This window comes from Azoarcus sp. KH32C (assembly GCF_000349945.1).
Taxonomy (GTDB): Bacteria; Pseudomonadota; Gammaproteobacteria; order Burkholderiales; family Rhodocyclaceae; genus Aromatoleum.
This window is the reverse complement of sequence record NC_020516.1, coordinates 3,845,148-3,863,456: the sequence shown is the minus strand read 5'-3', so window position 1 is coordinate 3,863,456 and position 18,309 is coordinate 3,845,148. Positions and strand designations below refer to the sequence as shown.

Sequence of the window (18,309 nt, the reverse complement as noted above, 5' to 3'; positions counted from 1 at the left end):
AGGCGCGGCGGGAGGGGCGGTTATAATGCCGCAATTCGATCCCCATCCGCGCAGATGAAAGAAATCCTCGTACTTTATTACAGCCATCGCGGTTCCGTGCGGGCGCTTGCAGAGCATGTCGCGCGGGGAATCCATCAGGTGCCGGGTGCGGCAGCGCGCGTGCGCACCGTGCCGCGGGTATCGACGGTGTGCGAGGCGGTCGAGGGCGATATTCCGGCGTCCGGGCCGCCCTATGTCGAGGCGCGGGATCTGGAGGAATGTGTCGGCATCGCGCTCGGCAGTCCGACGCGCTTCGGCAACATGGCGGCACCGATGAAATACTTTCTCGACGGCCTCGCCGGGCAGTGGGTGAACGGCACGCTTGCGGGGAAGCCGGCGGCAGTGTTCACATCGACCGCGAGCCAGCACGGTGGCCAGGAGGCGACGCTGCTGACGATGATGGTGCCGTTGCTGCATCACGGCATGCTGCTCGTCGGTTTGCCCTACACCGAGCCCGCGCTCAATCGCACACGAGGCGGTGGAACGCCTTACGGCGCGAGTCATGTCGCGGGGCCCGACGGCGCGGCTGGGCTGGCCGGGGACGAAATCGAACTGGCGGTCGCGCTCGGGCGAAGGCTCGCCCGCGTCGCGTTGAAGCTAGTGGACGCATGATGAACGCACGCAGTCTGAACCTTGCCGCCGGCATCCTGCTGGTATCGTTGATCGCGCTGTGCGTGCTGTGGGAGGCGTGGCTTGCGCCGCTGCGGCCGGGCGGATCGTGGATGACGCTGAAGGCGCTGCCGCTGATGGGAGCGCTGTTCGGCGTGCTGAAGGGGCGCCGCTATACCTACCAGTGGTTGTCGATGCTCGTGCTGCTGTATCTGGTCGAAGGTGTCGTGCGGGCGACCGATGCGGGACTGACCGGGGCGCTGGCGATCGGCGAGGCGGTGATCGCCGCGCTGCTCTTCGTCGCGGCGCTGCTGTATGCGCGCGTCACCGCTCCTTCGCGGCAGACGCGCGCATCCTGACGGGATTACAGCTGAGGGTTCAGCTTCTCGAACTTGTCGTGCAGCTTGTTGAGCGCATTGAGATAGGCTTTCGCGGAAGCGACGATGATGTCGGTGTCCGCCCCCTGGCCATTGACGACCTTGCCGTCCTGTGCGAGGCGCACGGTCACCTCACCCTGGGCGTCGGTGCCGGTGGTGATCGCATTCACGGAATATAGCAGCAGCTCCGTGCCGCTCTTCGCGACCGCTTCGATCGCCTTGAAGGCGGCGTCGACCGGACCCGAACCCTCTGCGTCGGTGCGCGTCTCATGTCCGCCGATCGAGAGTGTCAGTTCCGCCCGCGGCGTCTCGCCGGTCTCGGAGTGGAAGCGCGAGGCGACGAGCCGGTAGTGTTCCTGGTCGGGCGTGACGATCTCGTCGCTCATCAGCGCATGAAGATCCTCGTCGAAGATCTCGTGCTTCTTGTCGGCAAGTTCCTTGAAGCGTGTGAAGGCATGGTTGAGGAGCTCTTCGGACTCGATGACGATGCCGATCTCCTGCAGCCGGGTGCGGAAGGCGTTGCGGCCCGAGTGCTTGCCGAGCACGAGCTTGTTGGCGCCCCAGCCGACGTCCTCGGCGCGCATGATCTCGTAGGTCTCGCGGTGCTTGAGCACGCCGTCCTGGTGGATACCCGACTCGTGGGCAAAGGCGTTCGCGCCGACGATCGCCTTGTTGGGCTGCACCGGGAAGCCGGTGACGCCGGAGACGAGCTTCGAGGCCGGCACGATCTGCGTCGAGTCGATTTGCGTGTCGCACGGGAAGACGTCCTGGCGGGTTCGCACCGCCATGACGACCTCTTCGAGCGAGGCATTGCCAGCCCGTTCGCCGAGTCCGTTGATCGTGCATTCGACCTGGCGCGCACCGGCCATCACCGCGGCAAGCGAGTTTGCGACCGCGAGCCCGAGGTCGTTGTGGCAGTGCACCGACCAGACGACCTTGTCGGAATTCGGCACGCGCTCGATCAGCGTGCGGATCGTCGCGGCGTATTGCTCCGGAACGTTGTAGCCGACGGTGTCCGGCACGTTGATGGTCTTCGCGCCGGCCTTGATGACCGCTTCGAAGATGCGGCACAGGAAGTCGATCTCCGAGCGGCCCGCGTCCTCGGCCGAGAACTCGATGTCGTCGGTGTATTCCTTGGCCCAGCCGATCGCCTTCACGGCCTGCTCGACAACCTGGTCGGGTGTCATCCTGAGCTTCTTCTCCATGTGGATCGGGCTGGTGGCAATGAAGGTGTGGATGCGGCCTCGCGCGGCGGGCCGGATCGCTTCGCCCGAGCGGCGGATGTCGTTTTCGTTGGCGCGGGCCAGCGCGCAGACCGTCGACTCCTTGATCACTTCGGCGATCGCGCGCACCGACTCGAAATCGCCGTTCGACGCGGCGGGAAAGCCCGCTTCAATAACGTCCACTCGCATGCGTTCGAGCTGGCGGGCGATGCGCAGCTTCTCGTCGCGCGTCATCGAGGCACCGGGGCTTTGTTCGCCGTCACGCAAGGTGGTATCGAAAATGATCAATTGTTCTTTCATCGTCGGCTCCTGCTGGAGTGTGGGTTCGGGAAGCGGGTATGACAAACGGCCTGTGCGCTTGCACGGGCGACATACGAACGACAGGAAGGGTGGGGTATTTTTAGCGCGCGGGGCGCAGCAGCGGGCCGAGCAGCAGCAGGCCCGCCGGCAGAAGGCGAAGCGACAGGAGGGAGAGGTCGCGTTCGGAAGTCATGGCAAGACTATAAACCGGCCGTTTGCGGGAAGGCAATACGGCCGGTTCTCGGCGGGGATGATCGACGGGATTGCAGTCGTCTATCGCCCGGCGCGGAGGTCAGCGTTGCGGTCAGTCATCGTGCTGCCGTTCAATACTGCTGCCGCCCGATGGCAGAAGGTCGGGGGCGATGCCTGCTTGCCACGACCACCATGCGCCGACGAGTGCCGCCACGAGCAGGGCGCCGATAAAGGCATGACTGCGGGTGATGCCCTGCCCGGCACTGCCTTCCTTGCGGCCAGTGATCATTGCCCGAGCCAGGTTTTCGTGATGCAACAGGCTGCTGACGACGACGCCGGCGATGTGGATGACCACCAGGGCGAGCATGCCGGTTGCGACCGCCTCGTGCAGCTCTTCGAACAGTTCTCCGCCGAAGTCTTGATAAGTGGCGTAGCCGCTCACGGCGATCAAGGCACCGCACGCGAGCATCGCGAAGATGGCGATCGCGCCCGCGGGATTGTGCCCGAGGTGATGCTCGGGCGTGCGCGACAGCAAGGAGCGCAGGTAGCGCATGACCCCGGCCGGTGACGTGGCGAAGCTCGAGAAGCGCGCATAGCGGCTGCCGACGAATCCCCACACGATACGGAATACGAGCAGTGCGGCGAAGGTGTAGCCGAGCATCACATGCAGGTCGCGCAGTCGCTCGGATTCGGATGTGAGCCAGGCGCCGGCGAAACTCGCCGCAAAGCTCCAGTGGAAGACGCGGGTCGGGATATCCCAGACGCGGACGGATGCCGATGTGCGATCGGCGGTGCCGGACGTCACTGTGCCGGCTTGGGCGGTGGTAGACATGATCGTTCTCCGATTGGGGTGAGCCTCAGCGCGAGGGCTGGAGCGGGATGCGGATGTTGCGTTCGCCGAAGTCGCCGTCGGCGGCACCGCGATGGCAGGCGCCGCAGTTCGCGGGGCTCTTGACGGCGGCGGAGCGGAAGATGCCCGACGTGATGCCGTCATGGCCGTCGCGGTGCTCGCGCTGGAACCAGCGTGTGTCGGTGATGCGCAGCAGCGGTTTGCCGTCGGCGCCGCTCGTGTCGCGTGCGCCGGCGTTGGCGACGAGGAACTTCGTGATGTCGGCCGCCGTGGCCGGATCGAGGCTCGCGTCCGAGCCGAAGTGCTTGTCGAGTCCGCCCATTACGGCGCGCCATGAGCCGGCCGATAGCAGTCCCGGCGGAAAGGGCGTATGGCAGCTGCCACATTCGCTGCGATAGGCCGGTGGGGAGGCTACTGCGCGTCCCACCTTGTCTTCGTCGGCAAGCGCGACCGTGCCGCCGATCCCGCCAATAACGAAGATGAAGATTGCCTGCAGCGCGCGGGTCGAATATCTTGAAGTCATGGTCCTGGTCCTCATGGGTTAGCGGGAGATGCTGAGCAGATAGGCGATCACGTCGGCCTTTTCGGCTGGGCTGCACACGCGTCCGAGGACGTCCTTGCAGTTGCGCGTGAACCATTTTTCGACCGTGCGTTCGCTGACGAAGCGCTCGGGGTTGGCGGCCGGCGCCATGGGCTCGATCACTTTGCCGGTCGTTGCGTGCTTGCCGGTCGCAGCCGGGTTGCGCGTATGGCAGCTGGCACAGCTCCAGTCCCTGTCGCGGACCGTGTTGAAGAAGGTCTGGCCGCGCTCGGCGGAAGCGGCGAAGGACGGGGCGCCTTGACGTGCCTCGGTCTGGTAGCGTTCGAGGAAATCTTTCGGTGTCTCCGCATGCACGGGCAACGAGAGGAGTAGCGCGAGGATTGGAGTTGCGATGCGGAGTGGTGACATTTGATTGCGTTCTCCTGACGGCGGTTCAGTCGTGGGTAACAGGTAAGTGACGCCCACTTTGCGCGGCAGTCCATGAACGGAAGGTGAAGCCGGCGTTCACCTTCCGTTCAGCTCCCGTGAGGTAGAACGGCGACGAAGCTCTCATCGTCTGAAGCAAGTGCAAAGGTTGCGAACGTGAGGCAGGCTCGACAGGAGATGTGATGAGAAAGATGTGGGCCGCGGCGGCACTGGTGGGCGCGATCGCGGCATCGGGGGCTGCGTCGGCGGATGGCGAGGATCACGATCGCGCACGGTCGGCGCTCGAGCGCGGCGAGGTGCTGCCTTTGCACGCCATCATCGAGAAAGTCGAGCGGGCGTATCCCGGCAAGGTCATCGAGGTGGAGCTCGAGCGCGAGCATGATCGCTGGATCTACGAACTGCGCTGGCTGATGCGCGGCGGCTCGCTCGTCAAGCTCGAGGTCGACGCGCGGGATGGCACGATTCTCGGCAAGAAAGGACCTGGAGCGTCTGGGGCCCGTGACGAGGGAGGAGCGCGCTGATGCGGATTCTGGTGGTAGAGGACGAGGCCGTGCTGGCCCGCCAACTCGCCGAGGCGATCGGCGACGCGGGCTATGCGGTGGATGTCGCAGGCAACGGGCGCGACGCGGAGTTCATGGGCCAGGTCGAGCCCTTCGATGCTGTGGTGCTCGACCTCGGCCTGCCGCAGATGGACGGCCTGACGGTGCTGCGCCAGTGGCGGGCGGCCGGTCGCGCGATGCCGGTGCTGATCCTGACGGCGCGAGACAACTGGCACGAGAAGGTCGTGGGCATCGATGCCGGAGCCGACGATTACCTGACCAAGCCCTTTCACATGGAAGAGCTGCTCGCACGACTGCGCGCCCTGATCCGCCGCGGTGCGGGCGGCCATGCCAGCCCGGAACTGGTGTGCGGGTCCGTGCGGCTCGATACGCGTAGCGGCCGCGTTACCTGCGACGGCCACCCGGTCGCCCTGACCGGCCTCGAACTGCGGCTGCTTGCCTACCTGATGCATCACAGCGGCGAAGTCATCTCGCGCAGCGAGCTCACCGAGCATCTTTATGCCCAGGATTTCGACCGCGATTCGAATACGATCGAAGTCTTCGTCGCGCGGCTGCGCAAGAAGCTTCCGCCCGGGCTGATCGAAACCGTCCGGGGGCTCGGCTATCGGCTCGGCGCGCCGACGTGAAAGTGGCGAATTTGGTGGCTCGCTCCCTGCGGGCCCGGCTCCTTGCCGGGAGCGTGTTATGGATCGCGGTCGCGCTGACGCTTACCGGCGTCGTGCTGGCAGACCTGTTCCGCGCCCACGTCACAGAGCGTTTCGATACCGAGTTGTCGCACCATCTCGATCAGCTCGCGGCAAACATCGATGCGACGCCTCCGGGCGGCGTCGTCCTGCGCGCGGAATTGAGCGATCCGCGCATGCGCAAACCGTATTCGGGACTCTACTGGCAGGTCGACGTCCTCGGCAGCAGCCCGGAGCCGGCGCCCTTGCGGTCGCGTTCCTTGTGGGATGGGCGCCTGACTGTGCCCGAGGATCATCTGGCCGACGGGGAGGTGCACCGTCATCCGATAGCGGGGCCAGACGGCGCGAAACTGATCGCAATGGAGCGGGTCGTGACGCTCGGCGAGCAGTCCGAACGCCCCTTGCGCCTGATCGTCGCCGCCAACGCATCGGACGTTTCCGAACCGGTGCGTGAGTTCGTCAGCCTGCTTGCGGTCAGCCTGGGCGTGCTTGCCTTGGGGCTCGTCGGCAGCGTGGCGATCCAGGTTACCGTCGGGCTGGATCCGCTGCGCCGCCTGCGTGCGGCTCTGGCGGAAATCGGCGCGGGCCGCAGCCGGCGGCTCGAAGGGGAGTATCCGTCCGAAATCGCCCCGATGGTCCACGAGCTCAATGCGCTGCTCGAGCATGAGGCCGAAATCGTCTTGCGCGCTCGCACCCAGGCCGGCAATCTGGCCCACGCCGTCAAGACGCCGCTTGCCGTGCTCGGTAACGCCGCAGCGCGCGAAGAGGGGCCGCTCGCGCAACTCGTCTGCGAGCAGGTCGCGACGGCGCGGAGGCAGGTCGATTACCACTTGGCCCGCGCCCGGGCCGCAGCCGCGGTGCAATTGCCCGGACTACGTACGCCGCTGAAACCGGTCATCGAAGGGCTGGTGCGGGTGATGCAGCGTGTGCATGCCGACCGCCGGCTCGACATTACGATCAGCGAGCTCACGCCCGGAGCTGCGTTTCGCGGTGAGGAGCAGGACCTGCACGAGATGCTCGGAAACCTGCTCGACAACGCCTGCAAGTGGGCGCGCCGGCGCGTCGAGCTCGTGTTGACGGAGGAGGGGAAAGGGCTGCGAATCGTCATCGACGACGATGGTCCCGGCCTGTCTGCCGATCAGCGCGATGCGGTGTTTGCCCGCGGCGTGCGAGCGGACGAGCAGGTCCCGGGGTCTGGACTCGGCCTGGGAATCGTGCGGGATCTCGCGCAGCTCTATAGCGGGGACGTGGTTCTCGACCAGTCGCCTGCGGGCGGCCTGCGCGCGGTGCTGAACCTGCCGGCCGCCTGATGTCGGGGCGGCCGGCAGGGAGGAGGGGCGTTCCGCACCGCGAGCGGCACGGGCCCACCCTCACTCGGCGTTGTCGGTGGGCGGGGCCTGCTGAGGCTTGGGTTCCTGCTGGCTCTTGCGCAGGCGCAGTACGAACATCACATAGCCCGAGCAGGCATAGGCGAGGAATAGCGCGAACAGCACCCCCGGCGGGTAGCTCGAAACCAGCGCAAACGCCATCACCAGCGCGATCACGACGATGAAGGGCACGCTCTTGCGCAGGTTGATGTCCTTGCCGCTCCAGAAGAGCACGTTGCTGACCATCGAGAGGCCCGCGAAGATCGTCAAGATCCCGGCCAGCCAGCGAACATCCTGGCCCGCAAGGCCGACATCGGTGACGACCCAGACCAGTCCGGCAACCAGCGCCGCGGCAGCCGGGCTCGGCAGGCCCTGGAAGTAGCGCTTGTCGATGACATCGATGTTGGTGTTGAAGCGGGCGAGGCGCAGCGCGGCGCCGGCGCAGTAGATGAAGGCCGCGATCCAGCCGAACTTGCCGGTGTCCTTGAGCGCCCATTCATACACCACCAGCGCCGGCGCCGCGCCGAAGGACACCATGTCCGACAGCGAATCGTATTCGGCGCCGAAGGCGCTCTGCGTGCGGGTCAGACGCGCAACCCGGCCGTCGAGGCCGTCGAGCACCATCGCGACGAAGATTGCGACCGCGGCCGACTCGAAGCGCAGGTTCATCGCCTGCACGATCGCGTAGAAGCCGGCAAATAGCGCGGCGGTGGTGAAGAGATTGGGCAGAATGTAGATGCCGCGGCGACGTTTTTCGTTTGAAATCAGTGGCATGAATTATGACATTCCTGCTTTGGCGAGAGCGCTGGGATGTCGATTCTAACGCAGGGCCGTGCGGCCGAGATGACGGTGGCGCATCGGCCTGCGTCGAATGACGTCAGGGCAGTTCGGCGAGCACCGTGCTCGAGGCCGAGACCTTGTCGCCGATCGTGACGCGCGCGCGGGTACCCACGGGCAGATACAGATCGACGCGTGAGCCGAAGCGGATGAAGCCGTAGCGCTGTCCGCGGGCCAGCTGGGCACCGGCTTCGACATAGCACAGGATCCGGCGGGCGATCAGGCCGGCGACCTGGACACAAGTGACGTCCATGCCGTCGCGCGTGCGCAGGTGCAGCGCATTGCGTTCGTTCTCGATCGATGCCTTGTCGAGTGCCGCATTCACAAAGCGGCCGGCGTTGTACCAACGCTGGACGACTTCGCCGTCCACAGGGCTGCGGTTCGAGTGGACGTTGAACACGTTCATGAACACGCTGATCTTCAGGCAGTCGCGGTCGAGGTAGGGGTCGCGCACGGGTTCGATCGCGACGATGCGGCCGTCGGCGGGCGAGAGCACGTCTTTCGCGCCTTGCGGGATGGGGCGCGGCGGGTCGCGGAAGAACTGCACGACGAAGGCGAGCAGGATCCAGAAAGGCAGGGCCAGCAGGAAGCCGGCAGTGCTTTGGATCACCAGCGTGATCACCAGCGCCAGGGCGATGAAGGGCCAGCCTTCACGGGCGAGAATGGGATGAGGGTAGTTGTTGTTGGCCATGGTATTCGCAGAATGAAAAAGCCGGGTTCCGGCGTAGCGCGGAACCCGGCTTGAATGATGCCGATCCGACTCAGTTCTTGGACTGGTCGACCAGCTTGTTCTTCTTGATCCACGGCATCATGTCGCGCAGCTGGCCACCGACCTGTTCGATCGCGTGGGCAGCGTTCAGGCGACGACGCGCGGTCATCGAAGGATAGTTGGTCTTGCCTTCCTGGATGAACATCTTCGCGTACTCACCGCTCTGGATGCGCTTCAGTGCTGCGCGCATCGCTTCGCGCGATTGGGCGTTGATGACTTCCGGTCCGGTCACGTACTCGCCGTATTCGGCGTTGTTCGAGATCGAGTAGTTCATGTTCGCGATGCCGCCTTCGTACATCAGGTCGACGATCAGCTTGAGCTCGTGCAGGCACTCGAAGTAGGCCATTTCGGGCGCGTAGCCGGCTTCGGTCAGCGTCTCGAAGCCCATCTTGACGAGTTCGACGGCGCCGCCGCACAGCACGGCCTGTTCGCCGAAGAGGTCGGTCTCGGTCTCTTCACGGAAGTTGGTCTCGATCACGCCACCCTTGGTGCCGCCGTTGGCAGCAGCGTAGGACAGGGCGATGTCCTTGGCCTTGCCCGAACGGTCCTGGTGCACGGCGATGAGCGACGGCACGCCGCCACCCTTCAGGTACTCGGAACGCACGGTGTGGCCGGGGCCCTTCGGGGCGACCATGATCACGTCGAGGTCGTCGCGCGGCACGACCTGGTTGTAGTGCACGTTGAAGCCGTGTGCGAAGGCGAGCGTCGCGCCCTTCTTGATGTTCGGCTCGATGTCGTTGTAGTACACGCCCGGGATGTTCTCGTCCGGCAGCAGGATCATGACGACATCGGCGCCCTTGACCGCCTTGGCGACTTCCTCGACCTTCAGGCCGGCCGCTTCGGCCTTCTTCCACGACGCGCCGTCCTTGCGCAGGCCGACGGTGACCTTGCAGCCGGAATCCTTCAGATTCTGCGCGTGGGCGTGACCCTGGGAGCCGTAGCCAATGATGGAGATCTTCTTGCCCTTGATCAGGGAGAGGTCGGCGTCCTTGTCGTAATAGACTTTCATGTTGTTCCTTTCTTCAATTTCGGTGGGGATTTCTTCGCGACGGCCGCCATGATACTGGCGGCGGCGTCGGTCGCAAAATGCTGGTTGCCGGGCTCAGAGTTTCAGGATGCGGTCGCCGCGGCCGACGCCGCAGACGCCGGAGCGCACGGTTTCCAGGATCAGCGCCGGGTCGATGGCGTTGATGAAGGCGTCGAGCTTCGACTGGTTGCCGGTCAGCTCGACGACATAGGACGCCTCGGTGACGTCGATAATCCGCGCGCGGAAGATCTCCGACATGCGCTTCATCTCCTCGCGGTCCTTGCCGGTTGCGCGGACCTTGACGAGCATCAGCTCGCGCTCGATATGCGCGGCTTCAGAAATGTCGACCACCTTGACCACCTCGACCAGCTTGTTGAGCTGCTTGGTGATCTGCTCGATGATGTCGTCCGAGCCGGTGGTGACGATGGTCATTCGCGACATCGAGGCGTCTTCGGTCGGCGCCACGGTCAGCGATTCGATGTTGTAGCCGCGGGCCGAAAACAGGCCCGACACGCGCGACAGGGCGCCCGATTCGTTCTCGATCAGCAGGGAGATGACGTGTCTCATTGATTGTTCTCTGGTCTCGATTCTTACAGGTCTTCTGCGGACAGGATCATTTCGGTGAGGCCCTTGCCGCCCTGGACCATCGGGTAGACGTTTTCGGTCTGGTCGATCTGGAAGTCGAGGAAGACGAGATCGTTCTTGCGCGCGAAGGCCTCGCGCAGCGCGCCTTCGACGTCCGACGGGCGCTCGATCTTCAGGCCGACGTGACCATAGGCTTCGGCGAGCTTGGCGAAGTCGGGCAGCGAATCCATGTAGGACTCGGAATAGCGCTCGCCATGGAAGAGCTGCTGCCACTGGCGCACCATGCCGAGGTAGCGGTTGTTCAGGTTGCAGATCTTGATCGGCAGGCGGAACTGCTTGCAGGTCGACAGTTCCTGGATGTTCATCTGGATCGAGGCTTCGCCGGTCACGCAGGCGACCTGCCTGTCCGGGTGCGCGAGCTGGGCGCCCATCGCGTAAGGCAGGCCGACGCCCATCGTGCCGAGGCCGCCGGAGTTGAGCCAGCGGCGCGGCTTGTCGAAGCGGTAGTACTGCGAGGCCCACATCTGGTGCTGGCCGACGTCGGAGGTGACGATCGCATCACCGCCGGTGACTTCCCAAAGCTTCTGGATGACGAACTGCGGCTTGATGATCTCGCTGGAGTTCTTGTACTTCATGCAGTCGCGGCTGCGCCACTCGTCGACCTGCTTCCACCACGCGCCGACGACCTCCGGGTTCGGGCGGGCGGCGCCGGCCTCCAACTGGCGGATCATCTCTTCGAGCACTTCCTTCAGGTCGCCGACGATCGGCACATCGACCTTGACGCGCTTCGAGATCGACGAGGGGTCGATATCCACGTGGATGATCTTGCGCGGCTCTTCGGCGAAGTGCGCCGGGTTGCCGATGACGCGGTCGTCGAAGCGGGCGCCGACGGCGAGCAGCACGTCGCTGTAGTGCATCGCCATGTTCGCTTCGTAGGTGCCGTGCATGCCGGGCATGCCGAGGTACTGGCGGTCGCTCGCGGGATAGCCGCCGAGGCCCATCAGCGTGTTGGTGATCGGGAAGCCGAGCAGGCGCGTGAGCTTGGTGAGCTGTTCCGCAGCATTCGCGAGCACGACGCCGCCGCCGGTGTAGATCATCGGGCGCTTGGCTTCGAGCAGCAGCTGCACGGCCTTGCGGATCTGACCCTGATGGCCCTTGACCACCGGGTTGTAGGAGCGCATCGAGATTTCCTTGGGATACTCGAATTCGCACTTGTGCATGCTGACATCCTTGGGGATGTCGACCAGCACGGGGCCGGGGCGGCCGCTCTTCGCGAGATAGAAGGCCTTCTTGATGGTGCTGGCGATGTCGCGAACGTCCTTCACCAGGAAGTTATGCTTCACGCAGGGACGGGTGATGCCGACCGTATCGACTTCCTGGAACGCGTCCTGGCCGATCGCGGCGGTGGGGACCTGGCCGCTGATGATGACGAGCGGAATGGAGTCGCAATACGCGGTGGCGATACCGGTGACCGCGTTGGTGGCGCCGGGGCCGGAGGTCACGAGTGCGACACCGACCTGCTCGGTGCTGCGGGCGAAACCGTCGGCGGCGTGTACTGCGGCCTGTTCGTGGCGTACCAGGATGTGGCGTACCTTGTCCTGGTTGAACAGCGCGTCATAAATGTAGAGGACTGCGCCGCCCGGGTAGCCGAACACATACTCGACCTTTTCTTCCTGCAGACACCTGATTACAATTTCCGCACCAGTCAGCACCATTGCAAACTCGCTATTATCACGTTCCAAACAGAGAACGTTACCGGGCACACGGTAATTGGTCAAGGCTGCCGCGGCGACGCAACAGGCGGCGGATAGACCGGTCTTCACAAGGACTTCCAGCTGGCTTTCCGGGCAGAACTCTCCGCATTCCTCCAAGGAATCGAAAAGCGTGCGTTCAAGCAGGCGGTATACGCTCTGCGCAACGAGGACGCGGCGCTGGATGCGGTGCAGGACGCGATGCTCAAGCTGTCGGTGAGCTACGGCGACCGGCCGGCCAACGAATACCCGATGCTGTTCCAGCGCATTCTGCAGAACGTCATCTATGACGCGCTGCGTCGCCAGAAGGTGCGCAACGCGTGGACGACGCTGCTGTCATCTTTCGTCGGCGACGGCGAGGAGGATGCAGACAACGATCCGCTCGACACCATCGCGGGGATTCCGGAAGGCGATCAACCGGATACGCCGCATCGGCAGTACGAGCAGGCGCGGGTGCTCGAGGCGATCGAGCGCGAGATTGCACGCCTGCCCAATCGTCAACGCGAAGCCTTCCTCATGCGTTATTGGCAAGAGATGGATATCGCCGAGACCGCTGCTGCGATGGGTTGTTCGGAAGGGAGCGTCAAGACGCATTGCTCGCGCGCAACGCAGACGCTGGCAGCGGCCCTCAGAGCCAAAGGAATTGTGCTATGAAGACGCAGGATTTCAACGAGGAAAGGCTTGCGCGGCGCATGGCTGCGCATCTGTCGGCAGGCGCGCGCGATGTCGACGACCGTATCGGGGAGCGTCTGCGCCTTGCGCGCGAACAGGCGCTGGCCGCTCATCGTCCGCGTCCGGGGCTTCTCGCTCGGCTCGCGATGCCTGCGCTGGTGCGCGGGCTGATTCCGCCCGTGGCACGCCCGGCCGCGGTCGCGGTGCTGCTCCTCGCGGTGCTTTTTGCCGGCGATTACTACGTGACGTGGTCGCGCGTGGCGAGCCTGCAGGATGTCGACATGGCGCTGCTGATCGACGACCTGCCCATCGACGCTTATCTCGACAAGGACTTCAAGGCATGGCTGCAGGACGATTCGCGGTCCTGATCGCCGCGCTGTGGCTTGCGATGCCTGTGGACGCGGCGGTGACCGCGATCGGAGCGCCGCGGTGGCAGGCTTTGTCTTCCGGCCAGAAGGAGGTACTTGCGCCGCTCGCCGACGACTGGAATGATCTCGACGACGTGCAGCGGCAGCGCTGGCTCGGTATGGCGGACCGCTACCCGCGGCTGACGCCCGAGGAGCAGGCGCGGATCCGCGCCCGCATGCGGGACTGGGCCACGCTCAAGCCCGAGCAGCGCGCGCGCGCGCGTGACCAATACCGGACCCTCCGCAACATTCCGCCTGACCGGCGCGAGTCGCTGCAGGAGTTATGGCAGCATTACCAGAGCATTCCCCCGGAGGAGCGCCAGCTCAAGCCGGGACCCCGCGCACCGCGCATCATCCAGCAGCCGCCCGTGCGCGGTAACCAGGAATGAAGAAAAAGAAAGAAAGACCGAATCCTTCCAGCCCATCTTCCGTGTCGATTGCCAGCCATCCCGCGCAGGTGGAACTTGCCGGCCTGCGGCGCCGGCTTGCGAGCCTGTTGTATGAGGCCTTGCTGCTGCTCGGTGTGCTGGCGCTGACCTTCATGGTGCCTTACCTGCTGCTGGGCATTTTTTTCCACATCACGCCGGCCGGCTGGGTGGAATGGGGGCATCTCTACGTCGTGCTCGGCGCCTATTTCCTGTGGTATTGGTGTCGCCGCGGGCAGACGCTCGCGATGCAGACCTGGCGGCTGCGCCTGGTGACGGCCGACGGCCGCGCGCCCAGCCTGCCGGTGGCTTGGCTGCGCTATACACTCGCATGGCCGTCGGTGCTGTGCCTGGGCTTCGGGCTTGCATGGGCACTGATCGACCGGGATCGCCAGTTCCTGCACGACCGCCTTGCGGGGACCCGAATCGTAATGTTGTCCTGACGCGGCCTGCCGGCCGGAGAATCGCGATGAAAACCGACCAAGCACCGAGCATCGAGCGTTCCGATTACCGCCCCCTGCCGTGGCGGGTCGATCACGTCGAATTGCATTTCGCCCTCGACGAAGAGGCGACCGTCGTCACGAGCCGGCTGCGCTGCACGCGTAACCGTCAGGTTTCTGCCGGACCGCTGCGCCTGCTCGGCGAAGAACTTGAGCTGCTGGGGCTGACGGTGGACGGCGCCGCGCCGGTCGACGGCCAGCTTGCGCGCGGTGAAGGTTGGCTCGAGCTGACACTCGCCGGCGATACGGCCGAGATCGGCGTCGTCACGCGCATCGACCCGCGTGCCAATACCACGCTGTCAGGTTTGTATGTGTCGCGCGGCGGCTTCTTCACGCAGTGCGAGGCCGAAGGCTTTCGCCGCATCACGTATTTCCCCGATCGGCCCGACGCGATGGCGCGTTTCACGGTCACGCTCGAGGGTGACGCCGAGCGCCATCCGGTGCTGCTGTCGAACGGCAACCTGATCGAACAGGGCAAGCTCGACGGTGGGCGGCACTACGCGAAATGGGAAGATCCCTTCCCGAAGCCGTCTTACCTGTTTGCACTGGTCGCGGCGAAGCTCGTCGCGTTGGAGCGGCGCGTGACGACCGCGTCGGGGCGCGAGGTGCTGCTGCAGGTGTGGGTCGAGGACGGCAATCTCGATCGCACCGGGCATGCGATGGAGTCGCTGGTGCATTCGATGCGCTGGGACGAGGAGGTGTTCGGCCTCGAACTCGATCTCGACCGCTTCATGATCGTCGCGGTGAGCGACTTCAACATGGGCGCGATGGAGAACAAGGGCCTCAACATCTTCAACGCCAAGTATGTGCTCGCGAAGCCAGAAACCGCGAACGACGTCGATTACGAGAACATCGAGAGCGTCGTCGCGCACGAATACTTCCACAACTGGACCGGCAACCGCGTCACCTGCCGCGACTGGTTCCAGCTGACGCTGAAGGAAGGCCTGACGGTTTTCCGCGACCAAGAGTTCTCCGCCGACATGCTTGCGCAGGCCGCGGGCGCGGAGGGGGCTGCGTCCGCCCGGGCCGTCAAGCGCATCGATGACGTGCGCGTGCTGCGGGCGGCGCAGTTTCCGGAGGATGCGGGCCCGATGGCGCATCCGATCCGCCCCGAGAGCTATCACGAGATCAATAACTTCTACACCGCGACGGTGTACGAGAAGGGCGCCGAAGTCATTCGTATGCTGCATACCCTGCTCGGCGCGGAAGGTTTCCGCAACGGCATGGATCTGTACTTCAGCTACCACGACGGACAGGCGGTGACCTGCGATGACTTCGTCGATTGCATGGCCGAGGCCAACGGCGTCGATCTCGATCAGTTCATGCGCTGGTACAGCCAGGCGGGTACCCCGCGCCTGCGGGCGACAGGCAGTTACGATGCGGCGGGTCACCGCTACACGCTGACGTTGTCGCAGCACACGCTCCCGACGCCGGGGCAGGCGGAAAAGCTGCCGCTCGCGATTCCGGTTGCAGTCGGCCTGATCGGACCGGACGGCAAGGATCTGCCGCTGCGGCTCGAAGGCGAGCTGCATGCCGGCGGCACGACGCGGGTGCTCGAGCTCAAGGGGGCCGAGCAGAGCTTCGTGTTCGCCGACGTGTCCGCCGAGCCGGTGCCCTCGGTGCTGCGCGGCTTTTCGGCGCCGGTGATCCTCGAAGTCGACGAGGACGATGCGCGGCTCGCATTCCGCATGGCGCACGATACCGATGCGTTCAATCGCTGGGATGCGGCCCAGCGCTTCGCCGAGCGCGTGATTCTCGGCCTGACGGCGGACGTCGCGGCAGGCAAGGCCTTGCACGTCCCCGAAAGTTTCGTCGCGGCCTTCCGCGCGATGCTGACGGACGGGACGCTGGATCCGGCTTTCCGCGCACAAGCGGCGGCGCTGCCGTCAGAGGGATATCTGCTCGAGCGCATGGCCGTGGCCGATCCCGGTCCACTGCGCACGGCGTTGATTCATCTGACCCGTGCGATCGGTGCGCGCCTTGCCAACGACTGGCTGTCGTTATACAAGACGCTGGAAGTGAGCGGCCCCTATCGTTATCACCCTGGCGATGCCGGGCGTCGCGCGCTGTGCAATCTGGCGCTGAAGTACCTCGTCGCGGCGGGCAGTGTAGAAGGCTTCGACTTGGCGCGGGCGCAATTCGCGCGCTTCGGCAACATGACCGAGGGCTCCGGGGCGCTGGCCGCGCTGATGAACGATGGCGGGGTCGAGCGGGATGCTGCGCTCGCCGACTTCCACAGTCGTTTCCGCGACGACGCGTTGGTGCTCGACAAGTGGTTTGCGCTGCAGGCCGGGGCATGGCGCTGGGATGCGGTGACGCCGCCGGTGCTGGAACGCGTGAAAGCCCTGATGGACGATCCGGCCTTCAGCCTGACCAATCCGAACAAGGTCTACGCCTTGCTGGGTTCTTTCTTCCGCGCGAATCCGGCCGAATTCCATGCTGTCGACGGGAGCGGGTACGCGTTCTGGGCCGATCAGGTGATCGCGCTCGATCGCTGCAACCCGCAAGTGGCCGCGCGCACGGCGCGGGCACTGGAAAACTGGAAGCGTTACGCGCCCGCATTGCAGACGCTGATCCGCAGTCAGCTGGAACGCGTACGCGCCATCGAGGGGCTGTCGCCGGATGTCGCGGAGATCGTCGCCAAGGCGCTGGCGGACTGATGACCGCACCGGGGCGCCTCTGGCCGCCCCGGTGCGCAAGATGCGCAGCCGCGTCGGGCGCGCCGGGCTTCAGGTCGTCAGGTCGCCGGCGATGTAGTTCGACAGGTGGTTGATCGTCTTCTCCTGCAGATCGATGACGGCCTTGACGACGTCACCGATCGTGACGATGCCGGCGATTCGGCCGTGTTCCACGACCGGCAGGTGGCGGAAGCGGTTTTCGGTCATGATGTTCATGACCGCCTCGATGGTGTGCGTCGGAGTGACCGTGCAGACGTTGGGCGTCATCAGGTCGCCCACCGTGGCATCGCGCGAGGTGAGCCCTTTGAGCGCCAGCTTGCGTGCATAGTCGCGCTCCGTGAAGATCCCGACCAGTCGTTCGTTCTCGATGACCAGTACCGAGCCGATGTCCTGCTTGGCCATGAGTGTCAGTGCGTCGAGCACGCTGACCGTCGGCGCGACCGCATGGGCCGCCGTGCCTTTCTGTTCGAGGATCTGCCGCACCGTAACAGTAGTGGAAAGCATCATTGCTGGTAACCCCCGTCTGATCTTGTTGTTCGCTGCCACATCCAGCCTCCCGCCCGCCGGGAGGCTGTTGGCATAGCTTGAAACGAAGTCGGCGCCGATGCAAGCGCCGAATGTCACGATGCAGGGCCTGCGTCAGACCTCGAGGTTGTCGATGAGCCGCGTGCGGCCGAGTTTGGCTGCGCCGAGCACGACCAGCGGGTCGCTGCAATGGATTGGGGGTTGGAGGTCGGCACGTCGGCGAACGGCGATGTAGTCCGGCTGCCATCCGTGCGCGGCGAGTTCCGCCATCGCGTCGGTTTCGAGCTTCAGGAAGTCGTGGTCCCCACCACGCACCGCGTCTGCGATGCGGGCGAGCTGCCGGTGCAGGCGGGGGGCTTCGCTGCGCTCCTCTGCCGACAGATAGCCGTTGCGCGAAGACAGTGCGAGGCCGTCGGCGGCACGGACCGTTTCACCCGGTAGCACTTCGACCGGAATCCCGAGCTGGCGCACCATGTTGCTCAGGACCATCAGCTGCTGATAGTCCTTCTTGCCGAAGAGTGCGATGTCGGGCTGCACGATGTTTAGAAGCTTCAGCACCACGGTCGCGACGCCGCGGAAATGGCCCGGACGGAATTCGCCTTCCAGAATGCTGATCTGCGCGGGAGCCGGATCGACGTGATAGCTCTGCGGCTCCGGGTACATGACCGTCTCGTTTGGGGCGAAGACGTGTGCGACGCCCGCGGCTTCGAGCTTTTCGCAGTCCGCGGCGAGCGTGCGCGGATAGCTGTCGAAATCCTCGCGCGGGCCGAACTGCAGGCGATTGACGAAGATGCTGGCGATGACGCAGTCGGCCCGTTCGCCGGCTTGGCGCATCAAGGTGATATGGCCTTCGTGCAGGTTGCCCATGGTCGGGACCAGGGCCGCCTTGCCGGCGGAGGCGCGGGCGGCGCGAAGGCTTTCGATGGTGTGATGGATCTGCATGAGTCGAGGTCTCTAGGCTGGGAC

At 65.1% G+C, this 18,309-nt stretch carries 21 protein-coding genes; 10 read left to right on the top strand and 11 right to left on the bottom strand.

The features are described 5' to 3' along the window. Positions 1-54: 54 nt before the first annotated feature. Entirely contained in the window at positions 55-651 is a 597-nt protein-coding gene (gene wrbA, locus AZKH_RS17225; RefSeq protein ID WP_015437071.1) for an NAD(P)H:quinone oxidoreductase, read from the top strand. Next, positions 651-1,007 (top strand): DUF2069 domain-containing protein, encoded by a 357-nt coding sequence (locus AZKH_RS17220; protein WP_015437070.1) that lies wholly within the window; start codon positions 651-653, stop codon positions 1,005-1,007. Before wrbA ends, AZKH_RS17220 begins: the two co-directional genes overlap by 1 nt. Positions 1,008-1,012: 5 nt before the next feature. Here the strand turns inward: AZKH_RS17220 and AZKH_RS17215 are convergent, their stop codons facing one another. The 4 genes from AZKH_RS17215 to AZKH_RS17200 form a co-directional block, all read right to left on the bottom strand. Then, positions 1,013-2,548 carry a 2-isopropylmalate synthase gene (locus AZKH_RS17215; protein ID WP_015437069.1) on the bottom strand — a complete coding sequence of 512 codons (1,536 nt, stop codon included), beginning with the start codon at positions 2,546-2,548 and terminating at the stop codon, positions 1,013-1,015. Between the two features lie 304 nt (positions 2,549-2,852). Then, complete coding sequence (locus AZKH_RS17210; protein WP_015437068.1) at positions 2,853-3,572, bottom strand: cytochrome b/b6 domain-containing protein; 720 nt, start codon at positions 3,570-3,572, stop codon at positions 2,853-2,855. Positions 3,573-3,597: 25 nt separating this feature from the next. Next, positions 3,598-4,113: a diheme cytochrome c gene (locus AZKH_RS17205; protein ID WP_015437067.1), complete on the bottom strand. Its 516-nt coding sequence runs from the start codon at positions 4,111-4,113 to the stop codon at positions 3,598-3,600. Positions 4,114-4,131: 18 nt separating this feature from the next. After that, positions 4,132-4,539: a DUF1924 domain-containing protein gene (locus AZKH_RS17200; RefSeq protein ID WP_015437066.1), complete on the bottom strand. Its 408-nt coding sequence runs from the start codon at positions 4,537-4,539 to the stop codon at positions 4,132-4,134. Positions 4,540-4,739: 200 nt separating this feature from the next. On the opposite strand from AZKH_RS17200, the gene AZKH_RS17195 reads away from it, so the two are divergent. The 3 genes from AZKH_RS17195 to AZKH_RS17185 are packed head-to-tail and all read left to right on the top strand — an operon-like array spanning position 4,740 to position 7,110. Next, positions 4,740-5,078, top strand: coding sequence for a PepSY domain-containing protein (locus AZKH_RS17195; RefSeq protein WP_015437065.1), 339 nt, complete (start codon positions 4,740-4,742; stop codon positions 5,076-5,078). Continuing rightward, positions 5,078-5,743 (top strand): response regulator transcription factor, encoded by a 666-nt coding sequence (locus AZKH_RS17190; RefSeq protein ID WP_015437064.1) that lies wholly within the window; start codon positions 5,078-5,080, stop codon positions 5,741-5,743. The genes AZKH_RS17195 and AZKH_RS17190 overlap by 1 nt, the downstream gene beginning before the upstream one ends. 14 nt (positions 5,744-5,757) lie before the next feature. Further along, positions 5,758-7,110: a sensor histidine kinase gene (locus AZKH_RS17185; protein WP_231874423.1), complete on the top strand. Its 1,353-nt coding sequence runs from the start codon at positions 5,758-5,760 to the stop codon at positions 7,108-7,110. A gap of 60 nt (positions 7,111-7,170) precedes the next feature. On the opposite strand, the gene pssA is transcribed toward AZKH_RS17185, so the two are convergent. From pssA to AZKH_RS17160, 5 genes are all read right to left on the bottom strand, one after another. Beyond that, the gene (gene pssA, locus AZKH_RS17180) at positions 7,171-7,941 is read right to left on the bottom strand and encodes a CDP-diacylglycerol--serine O-phosphatidyltransferase (protein WP_015437062.1); all 771 of its coding nucleotides are present in this window, start codon (positions 7,939-7,941) and stop codon (positions 7,171-7,173) included. Between the two features lie 103 nt (positions 7,942-8,044). After that, positions 8,045-8,695 (bottom strand): phosphatidylserine decarboxylase, encoded by a 651-nt coding sequence (locus AZKH_RS17175; RefSeq protein WP_015437061.1) that lies wholly within the window; start codon positions 8,693-8,695, stop codon positions 8,045-8,047. 70 nt (positions 8,696-8,765) lie between these two features. Next, entirely contained in the window at positions 8,766-9,782 is a 1,017-nt protein-coding gene (gene ilvC / locus AZKH_RS17170) for a ketol-acid reductoisomerase (RefSeq protein ID WP_015437060.1), read from the bottom strand. 93 nt (positions 9,783-9,875) lie between these two features. Further along, complete coding sequence (ilvN, locus tag AZKH_RS17165) at positions 9,876-10,367, bottom strand: acetolactate synthase small subunit (RefSeq protein WP_015437059.1); 492 nt, start codon at positions 10,365-10,367, stop codon at positions 9,876-9,878. A gap of 23 nt (positions 10,368-10,390) precedes the next feature. Beyond that, the gene (locus tag AZKH_RS17160) at positions 10,391-12,100 is read right to left on the bottom strand and encodes an acetolactate synthase 3 catalytic subunit (RefSeq protein ID WP_015437058.1); all 1,710 of its coding nucleotides are present in this window, start codon (positions 12,098-12,100) and stop codon (positions 10,391-10,393) included. Positions 12,101-12,220: 120 nt separating this feature from the next. Between AZKH_RS17160 and AZKH_RS17155 the strand changes: the two genes are divergently transcribed. The 5 genes from AZKH_RS17155 to pepN are packed head-to-tail and all read left to right on the top strand — an operon-like array spanning position 12,221 to position 16,800. Then, positions 12,221-12,790 (top strand): RNA polymerase sigma factor, encoded by a 570-nt coding sequence (locus AZKH_RS17155; RefSeq protein WP_070099069.1) that lies wholly within the window; start codon positions 12,221-12,223, stop codon positions 12,788-12,790. Beyond that, positions 12,787-13,176, top strand: a complete 390-nt coding sequence (locus tag AZKH_RS17150) for a DUF3619 family protein (protein ID WP_015437056.1) — start codon at positions 12,787-12,789, stop codon at positions 13,174-13,176. Before AZKH_RS17155 ends, AZKH_RS17150 begins: the two co-directional genes overlap by 4 nt. Continuing rightward, a complete protein-coding gene (locus AZKH_RS17145) occupies positions 13,149-13,604 on the top strand; it encodes a DUF3106 domain-containing protein (RefSeq protein WP_015437055.1) in 456 nt (151 codons plus the stop codon). The genes AZKH_RS17150 and AZKH_RS17145 overlap by 28 nt, the downstream gene beginning before the upstream one ends. Then, positions 13,601-14,083: an RDD family protein gene (locus tag AZKH_RS17140; protein ID WP_083903098.1), complete on the top strand. Its 483-nt coding sequence runs from the start codon at positions 13,601-13,603 to the stop codon at positions 14,081-14,083. Before AZKH_RS17145 ends, AZKH_RS17140 begins: the two co-directional genes overlap by 4 nt. 26 nt (positions 14,084-14,109) lie before the next feature. Continuing rightward, positions 14,110-16,800: an aminopeptidase N gene (gene pepN / locus AZKH_RS17135; protein WP_015437053.1), complete on the top strand. Its 2,691-nt coding sequence runs from the start codon at positions 14,110-14,112 to the stop codon at positions 16,798-16,800. Positions 16,801-16,869: 69 nt separating this feature from the next. Here pepN and AZKH_RS17130 read toward each other — a convergent pair whose 3' ends face one another. Next, a complete protein-coding gene (locus tag AZKH_RS17130) occupies positions 16,870-17,325 on the bottom strand; it encodes a CBS domain-containing protein (RefSeq protein ID WP_015437052.1) in 456 nt (151 codons plus the stop codon). A 132-nt stretch (positions 17,326-17,457) separates the two neighbouring features. Next, positions 17,458-18,285, bottom strand: coding sequence for a pantoate--beta-alanine ligase (gene panC / locus AZKH_RS17125; protein WP_015437051.1), 828 nt, complete (start codon positions 18,283-18,285; stop codon positions 17,458-17,460). Positions 18,286-18,309: the final 24 nt, after the last annotated feature.

What these genes read in the sequence shown, in the direction of transcription:
- wrbA (WP_015437071.1), top strand. Translation starts at nt 55, where the DNA reads ATGAAAGAAATCCTCGTACTTTATTACAGCCATCGCGGTTCCGTGCGG.
- AZKH_RS17220 (WP_015437070.1), top strand. Translation starts at nt 651, where the DNA reads ATGAACGCACGCAGTCTGAACCTTGCCGCCGGCATCCTGCTGGTATCG.
- AZKH_RS17215 (WP_015437069.1), bottom strand. Translation starts at nt 2,548, where the DNA reads ATGAAAGAACAATTGATCATTTTCGATACCACCTTGCGTGACGGCGAA.
- AZKH_RS17210 (WP_015437068.1), bottom strand. Translation starts at nt 3,572, where the DNA reads ATGTCTACCACCGCCCAAGCCGGCACAGTGACGTCCGGCACCGCCGAT.
- AZKH_RS17205 (WP_015437067.1), bottom strand. Translation starts at nt 4,113, where the DNA reads ATGACTTCAAGATATTCGACCCGCGCGCTGCAGGCAATCTTCATCTTC.
- AZKH_RS17200 (WP_015437066.1), bottom strand. Translation starts at nt 4,539, where the DNA reads ATGTCACCACTCCGCATCGCAACTCCAATCCTCGCGCTACTCCTCTCG.
- AZKH_RS17195 (WP_015437065.1), top strand. Translation starts at nt 4,740, where the DNA reads ATGAGAAAGATGTGGGCCGCGGCGGCACTGGTGGGCGCGATCGCGGCA.
- AZKH_RS17190 (WP_015437064.1), top strand. Translation starts at nt 5,078, where the DNA reads ATGCGGATTCTGGTGGTAGAGGACGAGGCCGTGCTGGCCCGCCAACTC.
- pssA (WP_015437062.1), bottom strand. Translation starts at nt 7,941, where the DNA reads ATGCCACTGATTTCAAACGAAAAACGTCGCCGCGGCATCTACATTCTG.
- AZKH_RS17175 (WP_015437061.1), bottom strand. Translation starts at nt 8,695, where the DNA reads ATGGCCAACAACAACTACCCTCATCCCATTCTCGCCCGTGAAGGCTGG.
- ilvC (WP_015437060.1), bottom strand. Translation starts at nt 9,782, where the DNA reads ATGAAAGTCTATTACGACAAGGACGCCGACCTCTCCCTGATCAAGGGC.
- ilvN (WP_015437059.1), bottom strand. Translation starts at nt 10,367, where the DNA reads ATGAGACACGTCATCTCCCTGCTGATCGAGAACGAATCGGGCGCCCTG.
- AZKH_RS17160 (WP_015437058.1), bottom strand. Translation starts at nt 12,100, where the DNA reads ATGGTGCTGACTGGTGCGGAAATTGTAATCAGGTGTCTGCAGGAAGAA.
- AZKH_RS17150 (WP_015437056.1), top strand. Translation starts at nt 12,787, where the DNA reads ATGAAGACGCAGGATTTCAACGAGGAAAGGCTTGCGCGGCGCATGGCT.
- AZKH_RS17145 (WP_015437055.1), top strand. Translation starts at nt 13,149, where the DNA reads ATGGCTGCAGGACGATTCGCGGTCCTGATCGCCGCGCTGTGGCTTGCG.
- AZKH_RS17140 (WP_083903098.1), top strand. Translation starts at nt 13,601, where the DNA reads ATGAAGAAAAAGAAAGAAAGACCGAATCCTTCCAGCCCATCTTCCGTG.
- pepN (WP_015437053.1), top strand. Translation starts at nt 14,110, where the DNA reads ATGAAAACCGACCAAGCACCGAGCATCGAGCGTTCCGATTACCGCCCC.
- AZKH_RS17130 (WP_015437052.1), bottom strand. Translation starts at nt 17,325, where the DNA reads ATGATGCTTTCCACTACTGTTACGGTGCGGCAGATCCTCGAACAGAAA.
- panC (WP_015437051.1), bottom strand. Translation starts at nt 18,285, where the DNA reads ATGCAGATCCATCACACCATCGAAAGCCTTCGCGCCGCCCGCGCCTCC.